18 protein-coding genes are annotated in these 18,676 nt (G+C 63.4%); 10 read left to right on the forward strand and 8 right to left on the reverse strand.

Annotation, left to right across the window (positions count from 1 at the left end; translation table 11 throughout):
• Window positions 1–102 precede the first annotated feature (102 nt).
• From PALO_RS05435 to PALO_RS05445, 3 genes are all read right to left on the reverse strand, one after another.
• Window positions 103–2,616, reverse strand: a complete 2,514-nt coding sequence (locus PALO_RS05435) for a glycoside hydrolase family 65 protein (protein WP_015582740.1) — start codon at window positions 2,614–2,616, stop codon at window positions 103–105.
• Entirely contained in the window at window positions 2,613–3,356 is a 744-nt protein-coding gene (locus PALO_RS05440; protein ID WP_004811387.1) for an HAD family hydrolase, read from the reverse strand. Before PALO_RS05440 ends, PALO_RS05435 begins: the two co-directional genes overlap by 4 nt.
• 108 nt (window positions 3,357–3,464) lie before the next feature.
• Entirely contained in the window at window positions 3,465–4,403 is a 939-nt protein-coding gene (locus PALO_RS05445; RefSeq protein ID WP_004811388.1) for a tetratricopeptide repeat protein, read from the reverse strand.
• Between the two features lie 112 nt (window positions 4,404–4,515).
• Here PALO_RS05445 and pgm point away from each other — a divergent pair, with 112 nt between their 5' ends.
• On the forward strand, window positions 4,516–6,147 hold the full coding sequence (pgm, locus tag PALO_RS05450; RefSeq protein WP_004811389.1) for a phosphoglucomutase (alpha-D-glucose-1,6-bisphosphate-dependent): 1,632 nt from the start codon (window positions 4,516–4,518) through the stop codon (window positions 6,145–6,147).
• A gap of 89 nt (window positions 6,148–6,236) precedes the next feature.
• Here pgm and PALO_RS05455 read toward each other — a convergent pair whose 3' ends face one another.
• Together PALO_RS05455 and PALO_RS12495 are read right to left on the reverse strand one after the other, a co-directional pair.
• A complete protein-coding gene (locus PALO_RS05455) occupies window positions 6,237–6,764 on the reverse strand; it encodes a PH domain-containing protein (protein ID WP_015582741.1) in 528 nt (175 codons plus the stop codon).
• A 2-nt stretch (window positions 6,765–6,766) separates the two neighbouring features.
• Window positions 6,767–6,919: a hypothetical protein gene (locus PALO_RS12495; RefSeq protein WP_162495054.1), complete on the reverse strand. Its 153-nt coding sequence runs from the start codon at window positions 6,917–6,919 to the stop codon at window positions 6,767–6,769.
• A 251-nt stretch (window positions 6,920–7,170) separates the two neighbouring features.
• On the opposite strand from PALO_RS12495, the gene mce reads away from it, so the two are divergent.
• Both mce and PALO_RS05465 read left to right on the forward strand, forming a co-directional pair.
• The gene (mce, locus tag PALO_RS05460) at window positions 7,171–7,629 is read left to right on the forward strand and encodes a methylmalonyl-CoA epimerase (RefSeq protein ID WP_015582742.1); all 459 of its coding nucleotides are present in this window, start codon (window positions 7,171–7,173) and stop codon (window positions 7,627–7,629) included.
• A gap of 137 nt (window positions 7,630–7,766) precedes the next feature.
• Window positions 7,767–9,110: a DivIVA domain-containing protein gene (locus PALO_RS05465; protein WP_015582743.1), complete on the forward strand. Its 1,344-nt coding sequence runs from the start codon at window positions 7,767–7,769 to the stop codon at window positions 9,108–9,110.
• A 113-nt stretch (window positions 9,111–9,223) separates the two neighbouring features.
• On the opposite strand, the gene nucS is transcribed toward PALO_RS05465, so the two are convergent.
• Entirely contained in the window at window positions 9,224–9,982 is a 759-nt protein-coding gene (gene nucS / locus PALO_RS05470) for an endonuclease NucS (RefSeq protein WP_187290332.1), read from the reverse strand.
• A gap of 63 nt (window positions 9,983–10,045) precedes the next feature.
• Here nucS and PALO_RS12355 point away from each other — a divergent pair, with 63 nt between their 5' ends.
• A complete protein-coding gene (locus tag PALO_RS12355) occupies window positions 10,046–10,336 on the forward strand; it encodes a hypothetical protein (protein WP_231097213.1) in 291 nt (96 codons plus the stop codon).
• Complete coding sequence (locus PALO_RS05475; RefSeq protein WP_041710040.1) at window positions 10,333–11,145, forward strand: alpha/beta fold hydrolase; 813 nt, start codon at window positions 10,333–10,335, stop codon at window positions 11,143–11,145. Before PALO_RS12355 ends, PALO_RS05475 begins: the two co-directional genes overlap by 4 nt.
• Window positions 11,146–11,154: 9 nt before the next feature.
• On the opposite strand, the gene PALO_RS05480 is transcribed toward PALO_RS05475, so the two are convergent.
• On the reverse strand, window positions 11,155–11,658 hold the full coding sequence (locus PALO_RS05480) for a peptidylprolyl isomerase (protein ID WP_041710262.1): 504 nt from the start codon (window positions 11,656–11,658) through the stop codon (window positions 11,155–11,157).
• Window positions 11,659–12,045: 387 nt separating this feature from the next.
• Between PALO_RS05480 and PALO_RS05485 the strand changes: the two genes are divergently transcribed.
• Genes PALO_RS05485 through PALO_RS05505 form a run of 5 tightly spaced genes read left to right on the forward strand, consistent with a single transcriptional unit; the run spans window position 12,046 to window position 17,942 of the window.
• Entirely contained in the window at window positions 12,046–13,065 is a 1,020-nt protein-coding gene (locus tag PALO_RS05485) for a PAC2 family protein (RefSeq protein ID WP_004811397.1), read from the forward strand.
• Window positions 13,066–13,100: 35 nt separating this feature from the next.
• Complete coding sequence (locus tag PALO_RS05490; RefSeq protein ID WP_015582747.1) at window positions 13,101–14,588, forward strand: Hsp70 family protein; 1,488 nt, start codon at window positions 13,101–13,103, stop codon at window positions 14,586–14,588.
• Window positions 14,585–16,339: an FUSC family protein gene (locus PALO_RS05495; protein ID WP_015582748.1), complete on the forward strand. Its 1,755-nt coding sequence runs from the start codon at window positions 14,585–14,587 to the stop codon at window positions 16,337–16,339. The genes PALO_RS05490 and PALO_RS05495 overlap by 4 nt, the downstream gene beginning before the upstream one ends.
• A complete protein-coding gene (locus tag PALO_RS05500) occupies window positions 16,336–16,986 on the forward strand; it encodes an IMPACT family protein (protein ID WP_015582749.1) in 651 nt (216 codons plus the stop codon). Before PALO_RS05495 ends, PALO_RS05500 begins: the two co-directional genes overlap by 4 nt.
• A gap of 44 nt (window positions 16,987–17,030) precedes the next feature.
• Window positions 17,031–17,942 (forward strand): diacylglycerol/lipid kinase family protein, encoded by a 912-nt coding sequence (locus PALO_RS05505; protein WP_023033406.1) that lies wholly within the window; start codon window positions 17,031–17,033, stop codon window positions 17,940–17,942.
• Between the two features lie 29 nt (window positions 17,943–17,971).
• Here PALO_RS05505 and PALO_RS05510 read toward each other — a convergent pair whose 3' ends face one another.
• Window positions 17,972–18,658 carry a 5'-methylthioadenosine/adenosylhomocysteine nucleosidase gene (locus PALO_RS05510; RefSeq protein ID WP_015582751.1) on the reverse strand — a complete coding sequence of 229 codons (687 nt, stop codon included), beginning with the start codon at window positions 18,656–18,658 and terminating at the stop codon, window positions 17,972–17,974.
• Window positions 18,659–18,676: the final 18 nt, after the last annotated feature.

Here is an 18,676-nt window from a genome sequence, read left to right on the forward strand (position 1 = left end):
CGCGGGCGGCCGGGACATCTCGGCCACTCCTACCCCCCCACGAATGGAGGAGGCCGGCGCCGTGACGGTGCCGGCCTCCTGTTCGTTGTTCTCATCAGTTCGTCAATCCCGCGAGGGCAGTATTGGGGAGGAGACGATCGTCTCAGCGATGCTTCCGGGAACCTCTGCCGTGATGAGGGAACCGTCTGCACGTCGCAGTCCCGAGATCGGGTGCGTTCCGCGCAGACTGGGACGCAGCGGGCCCTGGTCGCCCAGCGGGATCCGAACCGGCTCGACGCCGATGTGGTGGAGCTCCCCGCGTACCGTCACCTCGCGGTCATGACCTGACAAGATCTGGAAGGTGATCGCGTCACGTTCCAGCTTCACCAGCATGTGCGAGTCGCCAATGAGCATGTGATGCTTGATGGATGTCCACTGGGCCGGCAGCCGAGGATCGAAACGTAGGTTCTCTCGGTCATTGCGCATGCCCACGAATCCATGGACCAGACAACCCCACACACCACCGGTCGAGGCAACATGCACACCATCCGAGGCGTTGTGGTGGGTGTCGGCCAGGTCGCAGTAGAGGGCGTCCAGGAAGTACTCCATGGCCATCTCCTGATGGCCCACCTCGGCTGCCATTACTGACTGCACCACTGCTGAGAGGCTCGAGTCACCGGTCGTGATGGGGTCGTAGTACTCGAAGTCGGCGAGCTTGACCGCCTGGGTGAATTGGTCCCCCTGCAGGAACAGGGCCAGCACGACGTCGGCCTGTTTGAGTACCTGGAACCGGTAGATCACCAGCGGGTGGTAATGCAGCAGCAGCGGACGCCTGTCGGCGGGGGTGTTCGTGAGGTCCCACAGTTCTCGCGAGAGGAATTGGTCGTCCTGAGGATGGATGCCGAAGGTGTCGTCGAAGGGGATGACCATTCCTGCGGCGCACTCCTCCCAACCACCGACCTCGTCCTCGGTGAGGTCCAGTTCGGAGCACAGGTGCTCGTACCACAGCGGGTCCTCGTCCCTCATTCGCCTCATGACGCTGGCAGCGTCAATGAGGTTCGCCCGCGCCATGACATTGGTGTAGAGGTTGTTGTTGACGACCGTGGTGTACTCGTCGGGCCCGGTCACGCCATGGATGTGGAATTCCCGGCCTCCGTTGATCCGCCAGAAGCCCAGATCTGCCCACATCCGCGCCGTCTCGACGAGGACCGGAGCGGCATCGCGGAAGAGGAAGGTCTTGTCCCCCGTCGCACGAGCGTGGTTCATGATCGCGTGAGCGATGTCGGCATTGATGTGGTATTGGGCGGTACCTGCCGCGTAACAGGCCGATGCTTCCTCGCCGGTGATGGTCCGCCAGGGGAAGAGGGCTCCCCGTTCGGACAATTCCTCAGCTCGTCGTCTGGCCTGCGGAAGGGTGTTGACACGGAACCGCAAGGCATTCTCAGCGATTCGCGGGTGAGTGTAGGTCAGCATCGGGATGACGTAGACCTCAGTGTCCCAGAAGTAATGGCCTTCGTAACCGGACCCGGTCACTCCTTTGGCAGGGATACCACGCTGGTCGGCGCGGGCCGAGGCCTGGGCGATCTGGAAGAGGTTCCACCGCACCGCCTGTTGGATGCCGGCCGGCGCGCCTTCAACCTCGACGTCAGCCGTCGCCCAGTAGTCGTCGAGCCACTCTCGCTGCTCGTCGTAGTAGACCCGATGGCCCTGCTCGCGGACTCGGTCGAGGCTGCGACGAACACGGTCGAACAGTTCGTGCACCGGCACCCCTCGCGAGGAGTGGTAGGCCACGGCCTTGTCCACTCGGATGGGGCGACCCTGGGTGGCCTCGATGCGGTAAACCCGCTTGCCACACCCGGGCTCGGTGTCGATGAGGGAGACGCACTCGTTGTCGGTGGTGATCTCGTGATCAGCGCCCACCGCCAGGGTCATCCCGGACCTGGCCGTGTGGAACCCCAGGATCATCCGCCGGTCCGAGTGCCAGTCCTTCTCCGCGACGAGCACCTCGTCGGCGAACTTGCGAGCCTGACGAGGATCGTCGGCATTCCCCGAGTCCTCAGGACGAACGTGGTACTCGTCCATGCCGTCCTCACGATTGAGGATCTGAGAGCTGATGACGATGGGGGCGTCCCCCTCGAGCATCGTCACCTCGATGCTCATGAGAGCCATGTGACGGTGGGTGAAGGACACCATCCGTGACGTCGCCACCCGCAACAGCTTGCCCGCCGGGGTCCGCCACACCAGTTCGCGACGGAGCACTCCTTCGCGAAAGTCGATCCAGCGCTTGTACGACTGGATCTCGTTGACGCTGAGCAGCAACGGCTCGTCGTCAACGTAGAGCTTCATGAGCTTGGCATCGGGGACGTTGACGATCGTCTGACCGGTGCGCGCAAAGCCGTAAGCGTTCTCGGCATGATGGATGTCCCAGATCTCATGGAATCCGTTGATGTAGGTGCCATGACTGAAGGAGTCACGCCCCTCGGACGGGTTACCGCGCATGCCGAGATAACCGTTACCGACCGAGAACAGGGTCTCGGTCGTCCCCAGATCATCGGTACTCGGTGCCGTCTCGACGATCGCCCACGGATCATCGGGAAAACGCCATCGATCCATCGGGTCGGTGCCCGTTCGCGTCATGCCATCTCCTCAGCCATCTCGTCCAGGTCATCGACCACTCGGTCAGCACCCACCTCACGCAGCCGGTCAGCACCCACGCCGCGATTGACGCCGAGCACCATTCCAAATCCACCAGCCGCACCGGCGCGCACTCCCGAGACCGCATCCTCGACGACAACGCATTGCTCCGCAGACACACCAAGCAGATCAGCTCCACGGAGGTAGGTGTCGGGCGCGGGCTTTCCAGACAGGTTCTCCGCCTTCGACCGGTTGCCATCGACCAGCACCGGGAAATCCTCGCTCATACCGGCTGCATCGAGCACCGCAGCGGCATTGCGCGACGAGGACACCACAGCCATCGCCACACCGCGTTCGTGGAGCAGATCCACCCAACGGCGAGACCCCGGATAAGGCTGGATGCCGTCTCGGGCCAGCACCGTGTTGAACAGGTCATTCTTTCGATTTCCCAACCCGCAGATCGTCTCGGCATCGGGAACATCGGAGGGATCCCCCTCCGGGAGAGTGATGCCGCGGCTGGCAAGGAAGTCACGTACCCCGTCGTATCGAGGTTTGCCGTCCACGTAGGCGAAGTAGTCCTCGTCGGTGTAAGGATCCTGGCCCTCGCGATGCGCCAACTCCTCGTTGAACATCTCCTCCCAGGCACGCATGTGAATCAGCGCGGTAGGGGTGAGGACGCCGTCAAGGTCGAACAAAACGGCATGGAACTTCTCGTCGAATGGGGTCGAGTCCATGGTCTCCATGCTATTGGTCGATGACGACACGTCCAGCTGGATTGAGTCAGACTTGTCCCCACATGTTCACGGCCCGGGAGCGTACTCCCGGGCCGTGAACACGTCTGGAGGCGACGATCAGAACAATGCTGCTGCCAGCGAACGTCGCGCGGCTGCCACCTCAGGATCGGACTGTCCCACCATGGCGAAGAGCTCCAGCAGGCGAGTGCGAGCGGCTTCGCGCTCCTCGTCGTGGTTGGTGCGCACCACCTGGATGATCCGGTTAAACGCGTCAGCGGTCCGTCCGCCCATGAGCTCGACGTCGGCAGCAGCCAGCTGGGCCTCGACGTCGTGAGGATTCTGCTGGGCAGCGGTGAGCAGTGCAGCAGGATCCTTGTCGTCCAACCGTCCCAGCAGCGCTGCCCCGTTACGTCCCGCGATGAGGACGGGGTCGTTGGGCTCCTTGGCCAGCAGCGCGTCATAGGCGGCGACCGCCTCGTCGAACCTCTTGGCGTCCATGAGCTTCTCGGCCTCGACCGTGCGCGGGTCAGGGCCAACGGCTTCCTCGCTGCTCGCCTGGACCGTCACCGGCTCCGCGCGACCGACCATGCCACCGGCCGTCGCGGCCTGAGTCACCTGGTCGGTGATCTGACGGAACTGCTGCTCGTCGATCGTGCCCTGGGCCAGCGGTGCCAGCTGTCCACCGATGACGGCGACGAGCATCGGAACGGCCTGAACGCCCAAGCTCTTGGCCAATTGAGGCTGGGCGTCGATGTCGACGTGCACCAGCAGCCACTTGCCGGCAGCCTCGTCGGTAACTCGACTCAGCACCTGCGACATCTGTTGGGCACCATGGGCCTTCGGTGTCGTGAACTCCACCAGCACCGGGTGCTGCACCGACTTCTGGAGCAGCGAGTTGAAATTCTCCTCGGTACCCTCGATCACCCAGGTCCTGGTGGTTCCCGAACCAGCTGGGGCGGGTCCGGCAGGAGAGTCGGAGGAACCGGCTGCGGCTGCCAGCCCCGACAGATCGACGGCATCATGACGATGAATCGAGTCAGAAGACATGTCGTCCATTCAACCAGACCTCTCGTAATCCGCCCCAGCATCGGTGACTATCGATGGTCCGAACGCCCTGATTCCTCACGGGGACCTGCCGCAGTGCTCCGCCCGGTGAGAGAATGGCCCCATGGCTCATGAACGTGCTGGGAAACCTGCCCAGGAATCCGATCTCATCGATGTCGATGCCGTCCTGTCGGCCTACCACGACATCACTCCCGATCCCTCCAACCCGGACCAGATGGTTGTCTTCGGCACCTCGGGTCACCGCGGCTCCTCCTTGGACGGCGCCTTCAATGACGCCCACATCGCCGCCACGACCCAGGCAATCGTCGAGTACCGTGCCTCCCAGGGCATCGACGGTCCGTTGTTCATCGGCAAGGACACCCACGCCCTGTCCATGCCCGCGTGGACCACTGCCATCGAGGTACTGCGTGCCAACGACGTCGAGGTCGTTGCCGAGCATGACGACGAGTGGACCCCGACCCCGGCGGTCTCGCGAGCCATCATCGTCCACAACCGCCTGAGCGAGGGACGCCAGGCTGACGGCATCGTCGTCACACCCTCGCACAACCCGCCTCGCGACGGCGGCTTCAAGTACAACCCGCCGCACGGCGGTCCGGCCGACACCGATGCCACCGGTTGGATCGCCGACCGCGCCAACGAGCTACTCGCCGATCCGTCGGCTATTCGTCGCAAGCCGTACGCGCAGGTGCGCGACGAGGTCTCCCGTTACGACTACCGCAGCGCCTACTGCGACGATCTGCGCAATGTCATTGACCTCGACGCCATTGACGAGGCCGGGGTGCACATCGGCGCTGATCCGCTGGGCGGCGCCTCGGTGCAGTACTGGGAGTACATCGCCGATCATCTCGGCATCGATCTGACGGTCGTCAACCCCGAGGTCGATCCGACCTGGCGGTTCATGACCCTCGACACCGACGGCAAGATCCGGATGGACTGCTCTTCCCCGTCCGCGATGGCCTCCCTCATCGCCAACAAGGACGCCTATGACATTGCCACCGGTAATGACGCCGACTCCGACCGACACGGCATCGTCACCCCTGATGCCGGTCTCATGAATCCCAATGCCTACCTGGCGGTGGCAATCGGTTACCTCTTCGCCCATCGTCCCGGGTGGGGCCTCGGCGTCGGCATCGGCAAGACCCTGGTAAGCTCCTCCCTCATCGACAGGGTGGCCGCTGATCTCGGTCGTCGCCTCGTCGAGGTGCCGGTTGGCTTCAAGTGGTTCGTGCCCGGCCTGACGCGTGGCAATCTTGGATTCGGTGGCGAGGAATCCGCTGGTGCCTCCTTCCTCGACCTAGACGGCCACACCTGGACCACCGACAAGGACGGCATCCTCCTGGCCCTGCTCGCCAGCGAGATCAGAGCCGTCACCGGACGTTCTCCCTCTGAGCACTACGCCGATCTGGAGAACCGCTTCGGCAAGTCCTACTACGCCCGTATCGATGCCGACGCCAACCGTGAGCAGAAGGCCCGCCTCAAGGCCCTCTCCCCCGACGACGTCTCCGCCGACGCCATCGCCGGCGAGAGGATCGAGCAGATTCTCACCACGGCGCCAGGCAATGGTGCTCCCATCGGTGGCATCAAGGTCATCACCGAGAATGCCTGGTTCGCTGCCCGTCCGTCCGGCACCGAGAACAAGTACAAGATCTACGCCGAGTCCCTGCGCGACGCCGCCCACCTGGCTGCCGTGCAGGCGGAGGCCCGCGAGATCGTCGACAAGGCCCTGCAAGGCTGACACAGTGACATCATGAGCGCTGCATCGCCCCGACCGCCCGAATGTGGTCGGGGCGATGTCATGTCCATCACGATGTCAGTGCAACATGGTCACTTGGGATGGGCCAGGTTTGTCCGCAAGCCGGCCATCTGAATGACGCGCTGGATCGTCAGGTCGCGATCCTCCGGGCGCCCGACGTAGTCGATCTCACGCAGGCCTTGGTCCTGAGCCGCCGACTCGAAGATGAAATGGCCATAACCGAGCAGACGTCCGAGGAAGGGCTGCTCGACCGAAATGTCGAGAATACGAGTCATGGGCATCGTCGCCAGGTGCTGATCGAAGATGCCATGGACGCGGAAAACCCGCATGTTGGTGATGACGAAACGGTCCATGTGATCTAGGTGAAAGCGCAGTGCTCCCCAGGTCGCCAGGGAGATTCCCATCACGAGGGGGAGGCCCCACCACCGCTGCGCAAAGACCATTGAGATGAACAGCAGTGTTGCCAACACCATGGCGATCGTCGGGGCCACCAGGACGATCCAGTGCTTGGAAACCTCGTCGATGACGTACTCCCCCTCGCCGACCAGCAGGTGTCGGTCAACATCGGGGTCTATGAAACGACGGATGACGTCGGGCAAGGTCAGGACTGCCCGCCCAGTGCCCTGATGAACCCGAAGAGGCCACTGAAGAAGCCACGAATCACGCGAGCAGTGCCAGCCGGATCCGTGAAGACGTAGTACAAGCAGAACACGACGAGGAACACGACGATGATCGTGTGGATGGTCTTCTTCACGTTCACTAAGGCTCCTTGCTCGGCACGTGGCCCGGGGAAGGGCTCGGGGACACTGCAAAGTCATTCTTGACCGAACGATCCCTTCCGCACCACTCGCAACGCCGAGCAGAACGCACATCGTCATGAGGTCCACTGGTGTGGACAGCAGATCGCACCGCATCGCATGGATGCTCCGGACAAGGTCGGTCAATGTCGTGTCGAATACCCACCCCGACTGACTCCGGCTTGGCTGGCAGTGCAAGGATTGACGCATGGAGAACTTCAACAATGATCCCTTTGCGTGCATCGACCACGTTGGTTTCGCCGTCAAGGACATGGACGAGGCCATCAAGTACCACTGCGACGTCCTCGGCTTTCACGTCCTCCTTCGCGAAAAGAACGAGGGCCACGGCGTCGAGGAGGCGATGATCGCCACCGGCAAGCGCGGCGAGGAGAGCACCGTCGTCCAGCTGCTGGCTCCTCTCGGCGAGGACAGCACCATCGGAAAGTACATTTCCAAGAACAAGAACATGATCCAGCAGGTGTGCTACCGCACCTACGACCTGGACAAGACCATCGCCACCCTGAAGGAGCGCGGCGCCGTCTTCATCGGCGAGCCCTCCATCGGAACTGCTGGCTCCCGCGTCATCTTCCTTCACCCGAAGCACACCGGTGGCATTCTCGTCGAGATCACCGAGCCCCCGGCCGGTGGCATGCCCTACAAGGACTGATGTCACACCGTTGAGGTGAGAGGTTTTCGGGCCCCGGGGACAGTGTCCCCGGGGCCCGCCTCGTCCCGGTGAGTTGCGCCGTTGTAATTCGGTACCGATTGGTACCGTTGGAGTCACCTAATGAAAGGGGACCATCGGTGAGCACGAAAGACGTCTCTGACGGCCAGTTCGACGAGGAGACCGGACTCAACCTCTTCGACGACACCGCCAGCGCGGCCGGTAGTTTCACCCATTCGATGTGGGGTTATGACCGTGCCAGCGTCGACAACTACGTCCGGGAGATCGAGCAGCAGGTCTCGACCCTGAAACAACTCACCCGGCACCTACGCGGGCAGGTCTCTCAGGCCCAGGCCGAGGTCACCCAGACCGATTTCAAGCGTCTGGGAGTTCACGCCACCGAAATCCTCACCGCCGCGGAGGCCCAGGCCAAGGACATCGTCGCCATGGCTGGCAACGAGGCCGAGCGCATCAAGGAGGAAGGCCGTCGGGTCGTTGCTGACATGCGCGCCGCCGCCCAGACTGAGTCCGACGACATCCGTGTCGCCGGGCTGGCGAACCAGCGCGAGCTGCGTGACCAGGCTGCCAAGGATTCCCGTACCGCCGTCGAGCAGGCCCGCCTGCAGGCCCGAACCATCGTCGAGCAGGCCGAAACTCATGCCGAGGCCATCGTCACCGAGGCACGTACCAAGGCGTCGGTCATCGATCAGAACGCCCGAGCCCAGGTCTCACAGATCATCGAGAAAGCTCGTTCCGAGGCCGCCGAGATCACTGAGTCCGCTCGTCACGATGCTGCCGAGATCACCCAGAAGGCACGAGAGGAAACCGCTGCCGTCACTGCAGAGGCTCGAGCCAGCCACGATCAGGCCATGGCCAAGATCAATGAGTTGCTCGAACAGGCCAAGGCCCATCAGCAGGCCAGCAGCGACACTGTCACCAAGCGCGCGGAAGAGGCCGACACCATCCGTCAGAGCGCACTCGAGGAGGCCGAATCCACGCGTAACCAAGCTGCTCGTGACGCGGAGAACCGTATTGCCACGGCTCACCGTCAGGCAGCCATGATGAAGGAACGCCTCGAGGAGCAGTACGCCTGGCGCAAGGAACAGTTGGAACGCGAGACCGCTGCCCTGCTGCAGCGCAAGAAGGCCGTCCTCGCCCAGCTCAGCAACCTCAAGGCTCTGGCAGGAGAAGCCGAGAGCGCTTACCCCGACACTGATCCGTTCGCCGAGCAGTCGGAGGCTGACAGCTCCGAGGACGCCACCATCGTCATCGACCCGAAGACCCGCCCCAAGACCGACGCCGAGCCATCTGAGGCAGCGGCCCCCCATGAGGATCAGGCCACCCAGGTGCTTCCAAGCGTCAAGGGCGACACCCAGAACGGTGCCACTCCAGCTCAGCAATCGGAGCCCCAAGGCGATCAGGACGATGAGTCCGACAACGAAAAGACCCAGATACTGTCTGCAGACCGCACTCCCAAGAAGTGAGGTGCGCCCCACAGCGTGAGTGGCCCCTGACCATGAGGTCAGGGGCCATATCTTTGAGCAGGTGCCTGCACTAGACGGTATGGGTGACCCCGGAACGGGGTCACCCATACCGTCTAGAAGAGACGATCTTCCGAGTGATCCATGCCACGCAGGGCGTCGTAGTCGACGGTGACGCATTCGATGCCACGGTCCGTGGCCAAGGTGCGCGCCTGTGGCTTGATCTTCTGGGCCGCGAAGACTCCCCTGACCCGATCACCCAACAGGTGGTCGCGGTTCATGAGTTCCAGATAACGGGTGAGCTGTTCGACCCCGTCGATCTCGCCTCGCCTCTTGACCTCGACAGCGACATAGACACCCTCGGCATCGCGACACAGCAGGTCCACCGGACCGATCGGCGTCATGTACTCGCGCCGAACCAGCGACCAGCCTGCCCCGAAGGTGTCCGGATTCTCGGCGAGCAACTCCTGAAGATGAGCCTCCACCCCGTCCTTCTGCAGACCAGGGTCGACTCCCAGCTCCTCGGTGACGTCGAGAAACTTCGGGCCCAACAGGATTTGCAGATGATCTCCTGTCGGGGCATCAACCTCCCAGACCTCTTCGACCTCAGCGTCCACGGCGGCCGTGGCGGCCGGCTCGTCAGGCAGACAAGGACGGGTCGTCAAGGTGCACGGGGAACTCATCCAGTTCAGTGGCTTGTATGCACGGTCGTCGGCATGGACACTCACCGAGTTGTCCGACTTGACGACGATGAGCCGCTTCGCCCATGGCAGATGGGCCGTGAGACGACCGGTGTAGTCAACCTGGCAGGGAGCAACGACGAGACGCACGGAGTCGGACTTTACCTGCACCTCAGCCTCGACCTCGAACGCCATTCTGGTGCGCCGGCATGGGCCCATCCCCTCAGCATTGTCGTCCCCGGTATCAGGTGCGGCACAATGGGCCGCATGGGTCGTCATCATGGTTCGCGCAAGTGGCAGCGTCGAGCCCGCCCCCTCAGTGCGACCAGCCATCCCCATTCTGAGTACAAGAGGGACGGTCAGCACGTCGTACGCATGGTGCCTGCTGACCGAGCGCTCAAGGTCTACACCTGTCCCGGGTGTCTCCATCCCATCCAGCCAGGAACCCCGCACGTCGTCGCCTGGCCGCATGAACCATCGATGTTCTCCACGTCCCCGGTCGAGGAGCGTCGTCACTGGCACACCGGGTGTTGGAGGTCGCGTCCATGAATGAGCTTCACCTGATCACCCTCGGTGACGGTCGTCAGGACGTCTACTGGTGCCACGGGGTCTTCGGGCAGGGAAAGAACTTCACCAGGGTCGCCAAGGACCTCCTCGCCACCGGTCCGGACGCCTACCGCTGCATCCTCGTGGACCTACCGAACCATGGCCGTTCCCCCTGGACACAGGATTTCTCCTACCCCGCCATGGCCAAGGCCCTCTCCGAGACGATCAGGACGACCAGCGGGGACCGCCCGGTTCATCTCCTGGGCCACTCCATGGGTGGCAAGGTCGTCATGCGGACAGTTCTGGACAATCCTGATCTCGCGCGCAGCCTCACCGTCGTCGACATGGCACCGGTGGATTCTCATCTCACCCGCCTGGCTCCCCTCGTCCATGCCATGACGTCAGTGAATCTGAGTGGCTTGACCACGCGACGCGAGGCCGAGGAGCAGATGTCCGATGAGATCCCTTCCGCGACGATCCGTCAGTTCTTGTTGCAGAACCTGCGGCATGACACTGGTGAGAACAACCGCTGGTACTGGCAGATGAATCTTGACCTGCTGGGTAATGGCTTGTCAGACATTGGTTCCTGGCCGTCGGTCAATACGACCTGGGACGGACCGGTGCTGTGGATCACCGCCGAGGAGTCTGATTACGTCGGCCCAGATCATTCCCAGGCCATGCACGAGCTCTTCCCCCAGGTGCGCCGAATTCGAGTGAAGAACTCGGGCCATTGGGTGCACTCGGACCAGCCCGCAGTTTTCGTGCAGGTTCTGGCAGCTTTCCTGTCGCGTTGCCAGGATGATTCCTCCTGACACTGAGGCTCAGCCCATCACCACCGAGCCGATACGGGTGTTGACTTTGGGGGAGCTCCCGTCCTCGGCCACCCCCTTGCCAGCGATTTCGGAGATGCTGTCGACACCTTCCCGATCAATGCTCCCGATGACTACGAATGAGTCCGGCAGCTTGGAGTCCCCGTACACCAAGGCGAATTGCGATCCCAGACGGTGCTGGGAATCTGTCACCAGAGCAAGGGTGCCCGCACCTACTGATCCGCCGGTCTTGGCTCCCTTCTCAACCGGGTACGAGTACCCGGGTCCGCCATTACCAGTGCCGGACGGGTCGCTGCACTGAAGGTACTTCGCGTCTCCGGTCGACAGTTTGTGGCACGACGCGTCGTTGTAAAAACCCTGTTCAGCCAAGGACACGAACGAGTTGACGGCGCACGGGGCCGTGGCACGATCCACCGTCAGCACCACGGGCGCGTCATTGATCGTCAAGGTGACGGTTGCCGATCCCGTCCTCTCAATCTCGTCGGAACGAGGCATGTCGACAGGACGAGCCGCTTTGCCCGTCACGGCGTAACCGCACGGACCGCTGGCCGCCGCTGGCGTCGGTGCCGTCGGTGCCGGGGCATGGGCGGGACTCTGCTGGGCTTCATGGGTGCTGGCTGGCTGGCTCGTCGTCGAGGGGGAAGCCGTCCACCAACGATCAGGGGAATCGCTGACCCCGGGCACCTCTCCGCGAGTCTGTGAACATCCGGCGAGCAGGGAGAACCCCGCAACGGCGACCGCGGTTGCTGCTCGGCACGTCATCCTCATGTAGTCCGTCCTTCTGTCATCTGGCAACGCGGTCAGGCTACCCACCGTTCCGACGGAATAGAGTGAGGACTCACGGGGTTGCATCAACCTGGACCTATTCGAAGGAGGACACCCATGGATCAGCAGAGCGACCGCTTCCGCTGGCACCCCGGAATCGTGGGTCCCGATCAGGAGGTGTCCGCCCTCATCACCCTGGTGCAGTCCTTTAACGACACCGGACGGGTACAGGCACGGGTCCGTGACGCGATCTTCACCGAGCTCCCCCACCACGAACTCGGTGAATTCGACATCGACTTCCTGCTGGACCACCGCGATTCCCGTCAGCCCATCATCTTCGACACTGACCATTTCGAGGGCTATGAACGCCCTCGTCTGGTCCTTCACGAGGTCACGGATCAACTCGGACAGGCCTTCCTCGTCCTTGACGGCCCGGAACCGGCTCTGGGCTGGGAGACCTTGGTGTCGTCGTTGACAAACCTCGTGGACTCCATGGGGATCCGTCTGACGGTCATCACTGATTCGATTCCCGTACCGACCCCTCATACCCGACCCGCCATGGTCACCCGATGGGCGTCGCGTCCCGAACTCATCCTGGGATCCACCTCACCGTTTGGCCGCGTTCAGGTGCCGGCGTCCTTCCCGGTCGTCCTCGGGCAGCGGTTGGGGGAAACCAACCACGCCGTCATCGGCCTGGCGTCCCACGTGCCCCACTACCTGGCTGACCTGGACTACCCGGAGTCGGCCCGCGCCCTCGTCGAGGCACTACGCGGCGCAACCGGCCTGGCCCTGCCCATCAACGCTCTGGCGATGGCCGCTAAGACCGTTCGTGCCGAGATCGACACCCAGGTCAATGGTTCTGAGGAGCTCAAGACCATGCTCCATGCCCTCGAGGAGCAGTACGACTCTCGAGTTGCCCAGCGCGAGCTCGGCACCACCGAGGTCACGGTCCCTGACGCCGAGGACATTGGTGCCGAGGTCGAGGACTTCCTGCGTTCCATCGACGACGGTGACGACCACGAGGACGATTCCCGCAGTGACGACAATCCTTCCGGTCCGCGACGTGGCAACGACGGTGACGCCGACGACGACACCCCTGATTACCGTCCCCGTCGTGGAGGCGATTCGGACGGATAAGGGCATTGTCTGTACCCAGACATAGACTGCCCAGCATGGATCTGGGAATCGACTTGGGAACCACCTACACTGCGGTTGCTGCTGTTGACAACGGAAACCACCCCCTGCTTCCCTTCCTCGACACGGAAGGAGACTCACACGACCAGCTGCCCAGCGTGAGCGCGGTCGTCGGTGGGTCCCTCGTCCACGGCTTTGAGGCCCGCCAGGCGATGGCCGGTGGAGCCCCTGGCGTCCGCTCGGTGAAGCGCCTCCTGGCGGCCCCCGGAGCCGGCCCGTCGACTCTGGTCCACATCGGGGAGATGGAGATCCCGCTGGTCGATCTGTGGACCGACTTCCTGCGTCATGTCATCTCGTGCATCGACGTCCCCGGACCTCATCGTGCCGTCCTCGGTGTACCTGCCCACGCTCACACCGGGCAGCGCCTCGTGACGATGGATGCTGCACGTCAGGCCGGCATTGATGTGCTCGGCCTAGTCAACGAGCCGTCTGCGGCCGGGCTGGAATTCGCCCTCCGCCAGGCCCGGAACCTCAATTCCAAGCGCACCAGGGTCATCATCTATGACCTCGGTGGTGGCACCTTCGACGCATCCCTGGTCAACATGTCCGGCCAGAGCCCGGAAGTCCTCGACTCCGTCGGTCTCAATGACCTCGGTGGCGACGACTTCGACGAGGTGCTGGCTGCTCTGGCCACCCGTCATCTCAGCGACACCCCTGTCGATCGTGACGAGCTCCTCGAGGCGTGCCGAATCGCCAAGGAAGCCCTACGTCCCCAGTCTCGGAACCTCCTCGTGGACCTCGACTCGACGACTCTGCGCATTCCGGTCGCCGAGGTGGCCGAAGCCTGCCAGCCGCTGGTCGATCGCACCATTGAGACCATGGATCCGTTGTCCTCCCTGCTCAACAGCGCTGACTCCGACGTCGCCGGTATCCATCTCGTCGGTGGCGCCACGTCCCTGCCGATCGTTCCCCGCCGGCTGCGCGAACTCTTCGGGCGACGAGTGCACCGTTCTCCCAACCCGACCTCGGCCACCGCAATCGGTCTGGCCGTCGCCGCTGACGCGGACACCCTGGGAATCCGTGACCGCCTCTCCCGCGGTTTCGGTGTGTTCCGCGAGACTGAGTCCGGACGAGGCATCGGCTTCGACGTCCTCACCGACCAGAGCACGCGGCTTTCCGGGACGACGACGATCACGCGAACCTACCGTTGCCGTCACAACATCGGCGTCTTCCGCTTCGTGGAGTTCTCGCGAACTGACGCCAACGGCGAACCGGTGGGTGACCTCATTCCCTTTGCCACTGTCGTCTTCCCCTTCGACGAGACTCTGCAGAATACGGGCACCGACCTCGACGCTGACCAGGTCGACGTCCACGAGGTCGACAACGGTCACCTCATCGAGGAGACCTACACCATTCTCGAGACAGGTATGGTCACCGCGACGATCATCGACGTCGACACTGGATGGTCCACCACCGTCACCATGGGACGTCCCACGACGACGAGCACCGGTACGGTGCATCGATGAGCCCGACTGACAAGCCATCCTCACTGCGCCACCTGCTGCACAGACTGATCACCATTCGCCCGGCTCCGGGACGCAACAAGCAGGCGGTCATCCTCATCATCCCGATGGCAGTGTCCTTGGTGACGATGGGTCTCATCACCGACCCGAGCCATGCCGCCATGGGAATGATGGGTGCCATGGGCGCACTGGCGGGCAACAGCAATGCCCCACTGTCGCGCGCTCGAATCCTCATCGGCGTCGGCATCGCGACGGTCCTCTCCCAGTGTCTCGGCCTGTTGTCCATGCGGGTGGAGTGGATCATGCCGCTCATCCTGGCCGCGTGGAGCCTCGTCATCATTTGGACCTGGCATGCTCTGCAGTTGGGTCCGCCGGGACCTCTCAACATCCTCTTCGCCGGGGCTTTCGGCGCCTACATGGCCAGCCATGGGTGGACGATCGCAACAGTCTTCACCTCGACCGGCCCTTCCTTCCTCATCGCCGCCATGGTGTCGATGATCATCTGCTTCATCTCGCCGCACCGACCGGTGCGGCTCGCCGTCGAGAAGGCCGAGACAGCAGTCAACAATTATTGTGAGCCCGACGAGGATGCCGACAGCCACGAGGTTGCCCGGCTGCGCTCAGCAGCCCACGCTGCCATCCATCAGGCGTGGTGGGCCTACAACGACGGTCACGCCTCCGGGGCCGACAACCCGTCGGAGATGTCCGAGCTCTCCGAGCTGAGAGCCCGACTCGTCACCGCCCACATGCGCCTGGAGCACGAGCTGAGGCTGGAAGCCTTCCCATCCGCCGACGTGTCCCTTCCAGACCATCTGGACTGGACCCCGTTGGGGCGACCCAAGGCAAGTTATCTGCTCCGGACAGCACTGGAGCGTGGTTCCCGACCGACGATGCTGGCACTTCGAGCAGCCACCGGCGTCTTCTTCGCCGCCTTGCTCATGATCCTGCTGCCCTTCGGCCATCCTTACTGGGCCATCCTCAGCGTGCTGATCTTGATGCACATGGACGCCACCCGCTCCGACATGACCATCCGGGCCATCCACCGCGTGCTCGGGACGGTCATCGGGCTGGGGCTCTACCTGGCCGTGGCAGCCTTCGGACCGTCAGGTTGGGTCCAGATCGGCCTCATCATCGTCTTCCTGTGGATCATGCAGGCCATGGTGACGCGCAATTACGGCATCGCCTGCATCTTCATCACCTGTTTCGCACTGCTCATGACACCACTCACCCAGCCCGGTGAGATGTACCAGCTGGCCCAGGACAGGATCCTTGAGACGGTCGTCGGTCTGGCCGTCGGCATCATCACGATCCACGTCGTCGGTCGGCGGGCTCCAGTGCTTCTGGTGCGCAGCCAGTACCGCCGCACCTTGCGCTCGATGATGCCTGTGCTGCGGTCGCTGGCAGAAGGCCACACCAGTACCTCACGGGCTCAGGTGGAACGCAACCAGATGGTCCATGAATTGATACGCGGATCTGCCCTGCTCTCTGCTACTCGCCCCGACGCTCCACAAGCTCTGCAGGACTGGTCCAAGGTCGATCGCACCGTCACCGAGACCGGCTACGATCTGTTATCGGTGTGTTGGCACACCATCGACAAGCCCGTGCCGTGGGCACGTCGGCTGTTGGCCGACATCGCGGTCTTCATCACCGGTCTGCCTCCGATTTCTAGTCAGAACCTCGATGCCCACATCGTCGTCGATGAGATGGAGAAGATCCGCCTCGACATGGTCACCTCCCTACCGGGGGTCAGGTGAACGAGTACATCGTCCTGACGGACCCGGTCGAGGCTGAATTGGAGATCAAACGCTCGATCTTCCGAACCAGACTGGTCCGCGTCGAGACCGAGGAAGAAGCTCGTGACGTCATTGCCCGAGCAAGACGAGATGGCCACGATGCCCGTCACCACGTCTCCGCCTTCGTCATCGGACCTGATCGCCATGCCCAGCGCTGCAGCGACGACGGCGAGCCTGCTGGAACAGCTGGAATGCCGACTTTGAACGCCCTGACGGCCTCGAGTTCTGACGATCAGCCGCATCTGTCGGACGTCGTGGCCGTCACGAGCCGGTGGTTCGGTGGCATCAAGCTGGGAGCTGGCGGCCTGACCCGCGCCTACGGGAACGCGGTCACCAAGGCCTTGGACTCGGCCTCGCTGCATCGTCGAGTCCTCATGGACACCTTCACGACCCTACTCGACCTACGACAAGCTGGTCATGAAGAAGGTGTCATCCGAGCTGCCGGACACGAGGTCGTTACGGTCGGCTACACCGCAGACGGGGCCCTCCTCACCTTGGCTTGCCGAGCGGGTCAGGCCGACCATCTGGCTGTCGAATTGGCCGAACTCCTGGGCCGTGACGTCGATCTGACGCCGAGGGCGCAGCGTTGGGTCGACCTCACGCACTGAGACGGAGCGGCCACGAAGTTGGTCTGATGCCCTAGGCTCACGACGTGCACACATCTCAGCCGCGCACCGTGGCAGTCATCCATAATTCGGTGAAGACTGCCGCCAACTCCCAGTGGCGCACTCTCATCGAGAGCAAATGCCAGGAGCACTTGGGGGTCAACCCGTCCTTCCTTCCCACAACCGACGATGACTTCGGTCACGGCCTGGCCAGGAGCGCTGTCGATGATGGTGCCGACCTCGTCCTGGCCATGGGCGGCGACGGAACGATCCGTCAGGTCGCAGCTGGTCTAGCAGGTACCGGAGTCCCGATGGGGATTCTCGGCATGGGGACGGGCAATCTTCTGGCCCGCAACCTCAATCTGCCCCACACTGATCTGGCGGCCTCCCTCGACGCCGTGCTGACCCGCCCAGTGCGGGCCATCGATCTTGGTTACGTCCGTTTCGACGAGTCCGAGGAGATCTGCTTCACCGTCATCATTGGCATGGGCATGGATGCTCAGATGATGGCCGGCACCCAGGATCGTCTCAAGGACAAGGTCGGATGGCTGGCTTATGTGGCATCAGGTGCCCAGACCCTCATCCAGCCCGGGTTCCAGGCCCGCACCAGCGTCGATGGTCGCAAACCGGTCGTCACGCGGGCTCGGACGGTGCTGGTGTGCAACTGCTCCGTCCTGCCTGGTGGGGTCGATCTCGTCCCGGACGGCCGTATCGACGACGGAACCCTGGACGTCCTGACCCTGTCTCCCCACGGGATCGTCGGCTGGGTAGCCGTCCTCAACCATTTCATCACCCGGCATCGCCATGGGCACCGACTGGTGCGTCACGCTTCCTCACGAACAGCGCTCGTGAGGTCTGGTTCCGGGCCAATCCTCGCCGAGGTTGATGGTGATCTGGTGGGCAAGGTGACGACGATGAGAACACGGGTGGCCCCCGGAGCCCTGCTGGTACGGGCCTGAGGGCCCCGGATGGATTCGGACCTGATCTCTCAGGCCTGAGCCAAGGCGTGGGCCAGGTCGCGTCCGCGGCGAGCGGCGTCGTTGAGGAAGGCCGGGAAATCGGAGGTGGCATCACCATCGGCGGAGTCCGACAGGATTCGCACGACGGCGAAGGGCACCCCGAGGTGGCTGGCAGCCTGTGCCAGAGCCGCGCCCTCCATCTCGACCGCACTGGCGTCAAAGGTGGTGCGCAACCACGCAACCTTCTCGGCCTGGGCGATGAACTGGTCGCCACTGACGATGGTTCCAGCCACGACGTGATGACCGCGCGGCCCCTCGAGAGCCCGCAGCGCCCCCAGTACCTTGGTGGAAAGATCCGGATCCGGCTCCCAGAATGCTGGCTCACCGGGGATGATGCCGATGGGGTTGCCAAAGGCAGTGTCGTCAGCGTCGTGCTGACGGAACTTGTCCCCGACGACGACGTCGCCAATACCCAGACCAGGAGCCACGGCACCAGCGACACCAGTGAAGACGATGCTCGTAGCGCCGGCCTGAACCATGGCTGAGGCCGCCAAGGCCGCATTCACCTTCCCGATGCCACACTTCGCCAGCACCACCGGTGTTCCGTCCAACCGGCCGCGCAGCAATTCGCACGGACCGTCCAACTCCACGACCTCGTCAAGGTCCTCGCGGATGAGACGGACCTCATCCTCCATTGCACCCATCAGGCCAAGCACGTCGTCAACATCCTTCGT

Origin of the sequence: Cutibacterium avidum 44067 (genome assembly GCF_000367205.1) — a bacterium.
GTDB lineage: Bacteria > Actinomycetota > Actinomycetes > Propionibacteriales > Propionibacteriaceae > Cutibacterium > Cutibacterium avidum.

Excerpts from the sequence above, each read along its gene's own strand:
- PALO_RS05435 (WP_015582740.1), bottom strand. The coding sequence starts at position 2,616 with ATGACGCGAACGGGCACCGACCCGATGGATCGATGGCGTTTTCCCGAT.
- PALO_RS05440 (WP_004811387.1), bottom strand. The coding sequence starts at position 3,356 with ATGGAGACCATGGACTCGACCCCATTCGACGAGAAGTTCCATGCCGTT.
- PALO_RS05445 (WP_004811388.1), bottom strand. The coding sequence starts at position 4,403 with ATGGACGACATGTCTTCTGACTCGATTCATCGTCATGATGCCGTCGAT.
- pgm (WP_004811389.1), top strand. The coding sequence starts at position 4,516 with ATGGCTCATGAACGTGCTGGGAAACCTGCCCAGGAATCCGATCTCATC.
- mce (WP_015582742.1), top strand. The coding sequence starts at position 7,171 with ATGGAGAACTTCAACAATGATCCCTTTGCGTGCATCGACCACGTTGGT.
- nucS (WP_187290332.1), bottom strand. The coding sequence starts at position 9,982 with ATGGCGTTCGAGGTCGAGGCTGAGGTGCAGGTAAAGTCCGACTCCGTG.
- PALO_RS12355 (WP_231097213.1), top strand. The coding sequence starts at position 10,046 with ATGGGCCGCATGGGTCGTCATCATGGTTCGCGCAAGTGGCAGCGTCGA.
- PALO_RS05475 (WP_041710040.1), top strand. The coding sequence starts at position 10,333 with ATGAATGAGCTTCACCTGATCACCCTCGGTGACGGTCGTCAGGACGTC.
- PALO_RS05480 (WP_041710262.1), bottom strand. The coding sequence starts at position 11,658 with ATGCCTCGTTCCGACGAGATTGAGAGGACGGGATCGGCAACCGTCACC.
- PALO_RS05485 (WP_004811397.1), top strand. The coding sequence starts at position 12,046 with ATGGATCAGCAGAGCGACCGCTTCCGCTGGCACCCCGGAATCGTGGGT.
- PALO_RS05490 (WP_015582747.1), top strand. The coding sequence starts at position 13,101 with ATGGATCTGGGAATCGACTTGGGAACCACCTACACTGCGGTTGCTGCT.
- PALO_RS05495 (WP_015582748.1), top strand. The coding sequence starts at position 14,585 with ATGAGCCCGACTGACAAGCCATCCTCACTGCGCCACCTGCTGCACAGA.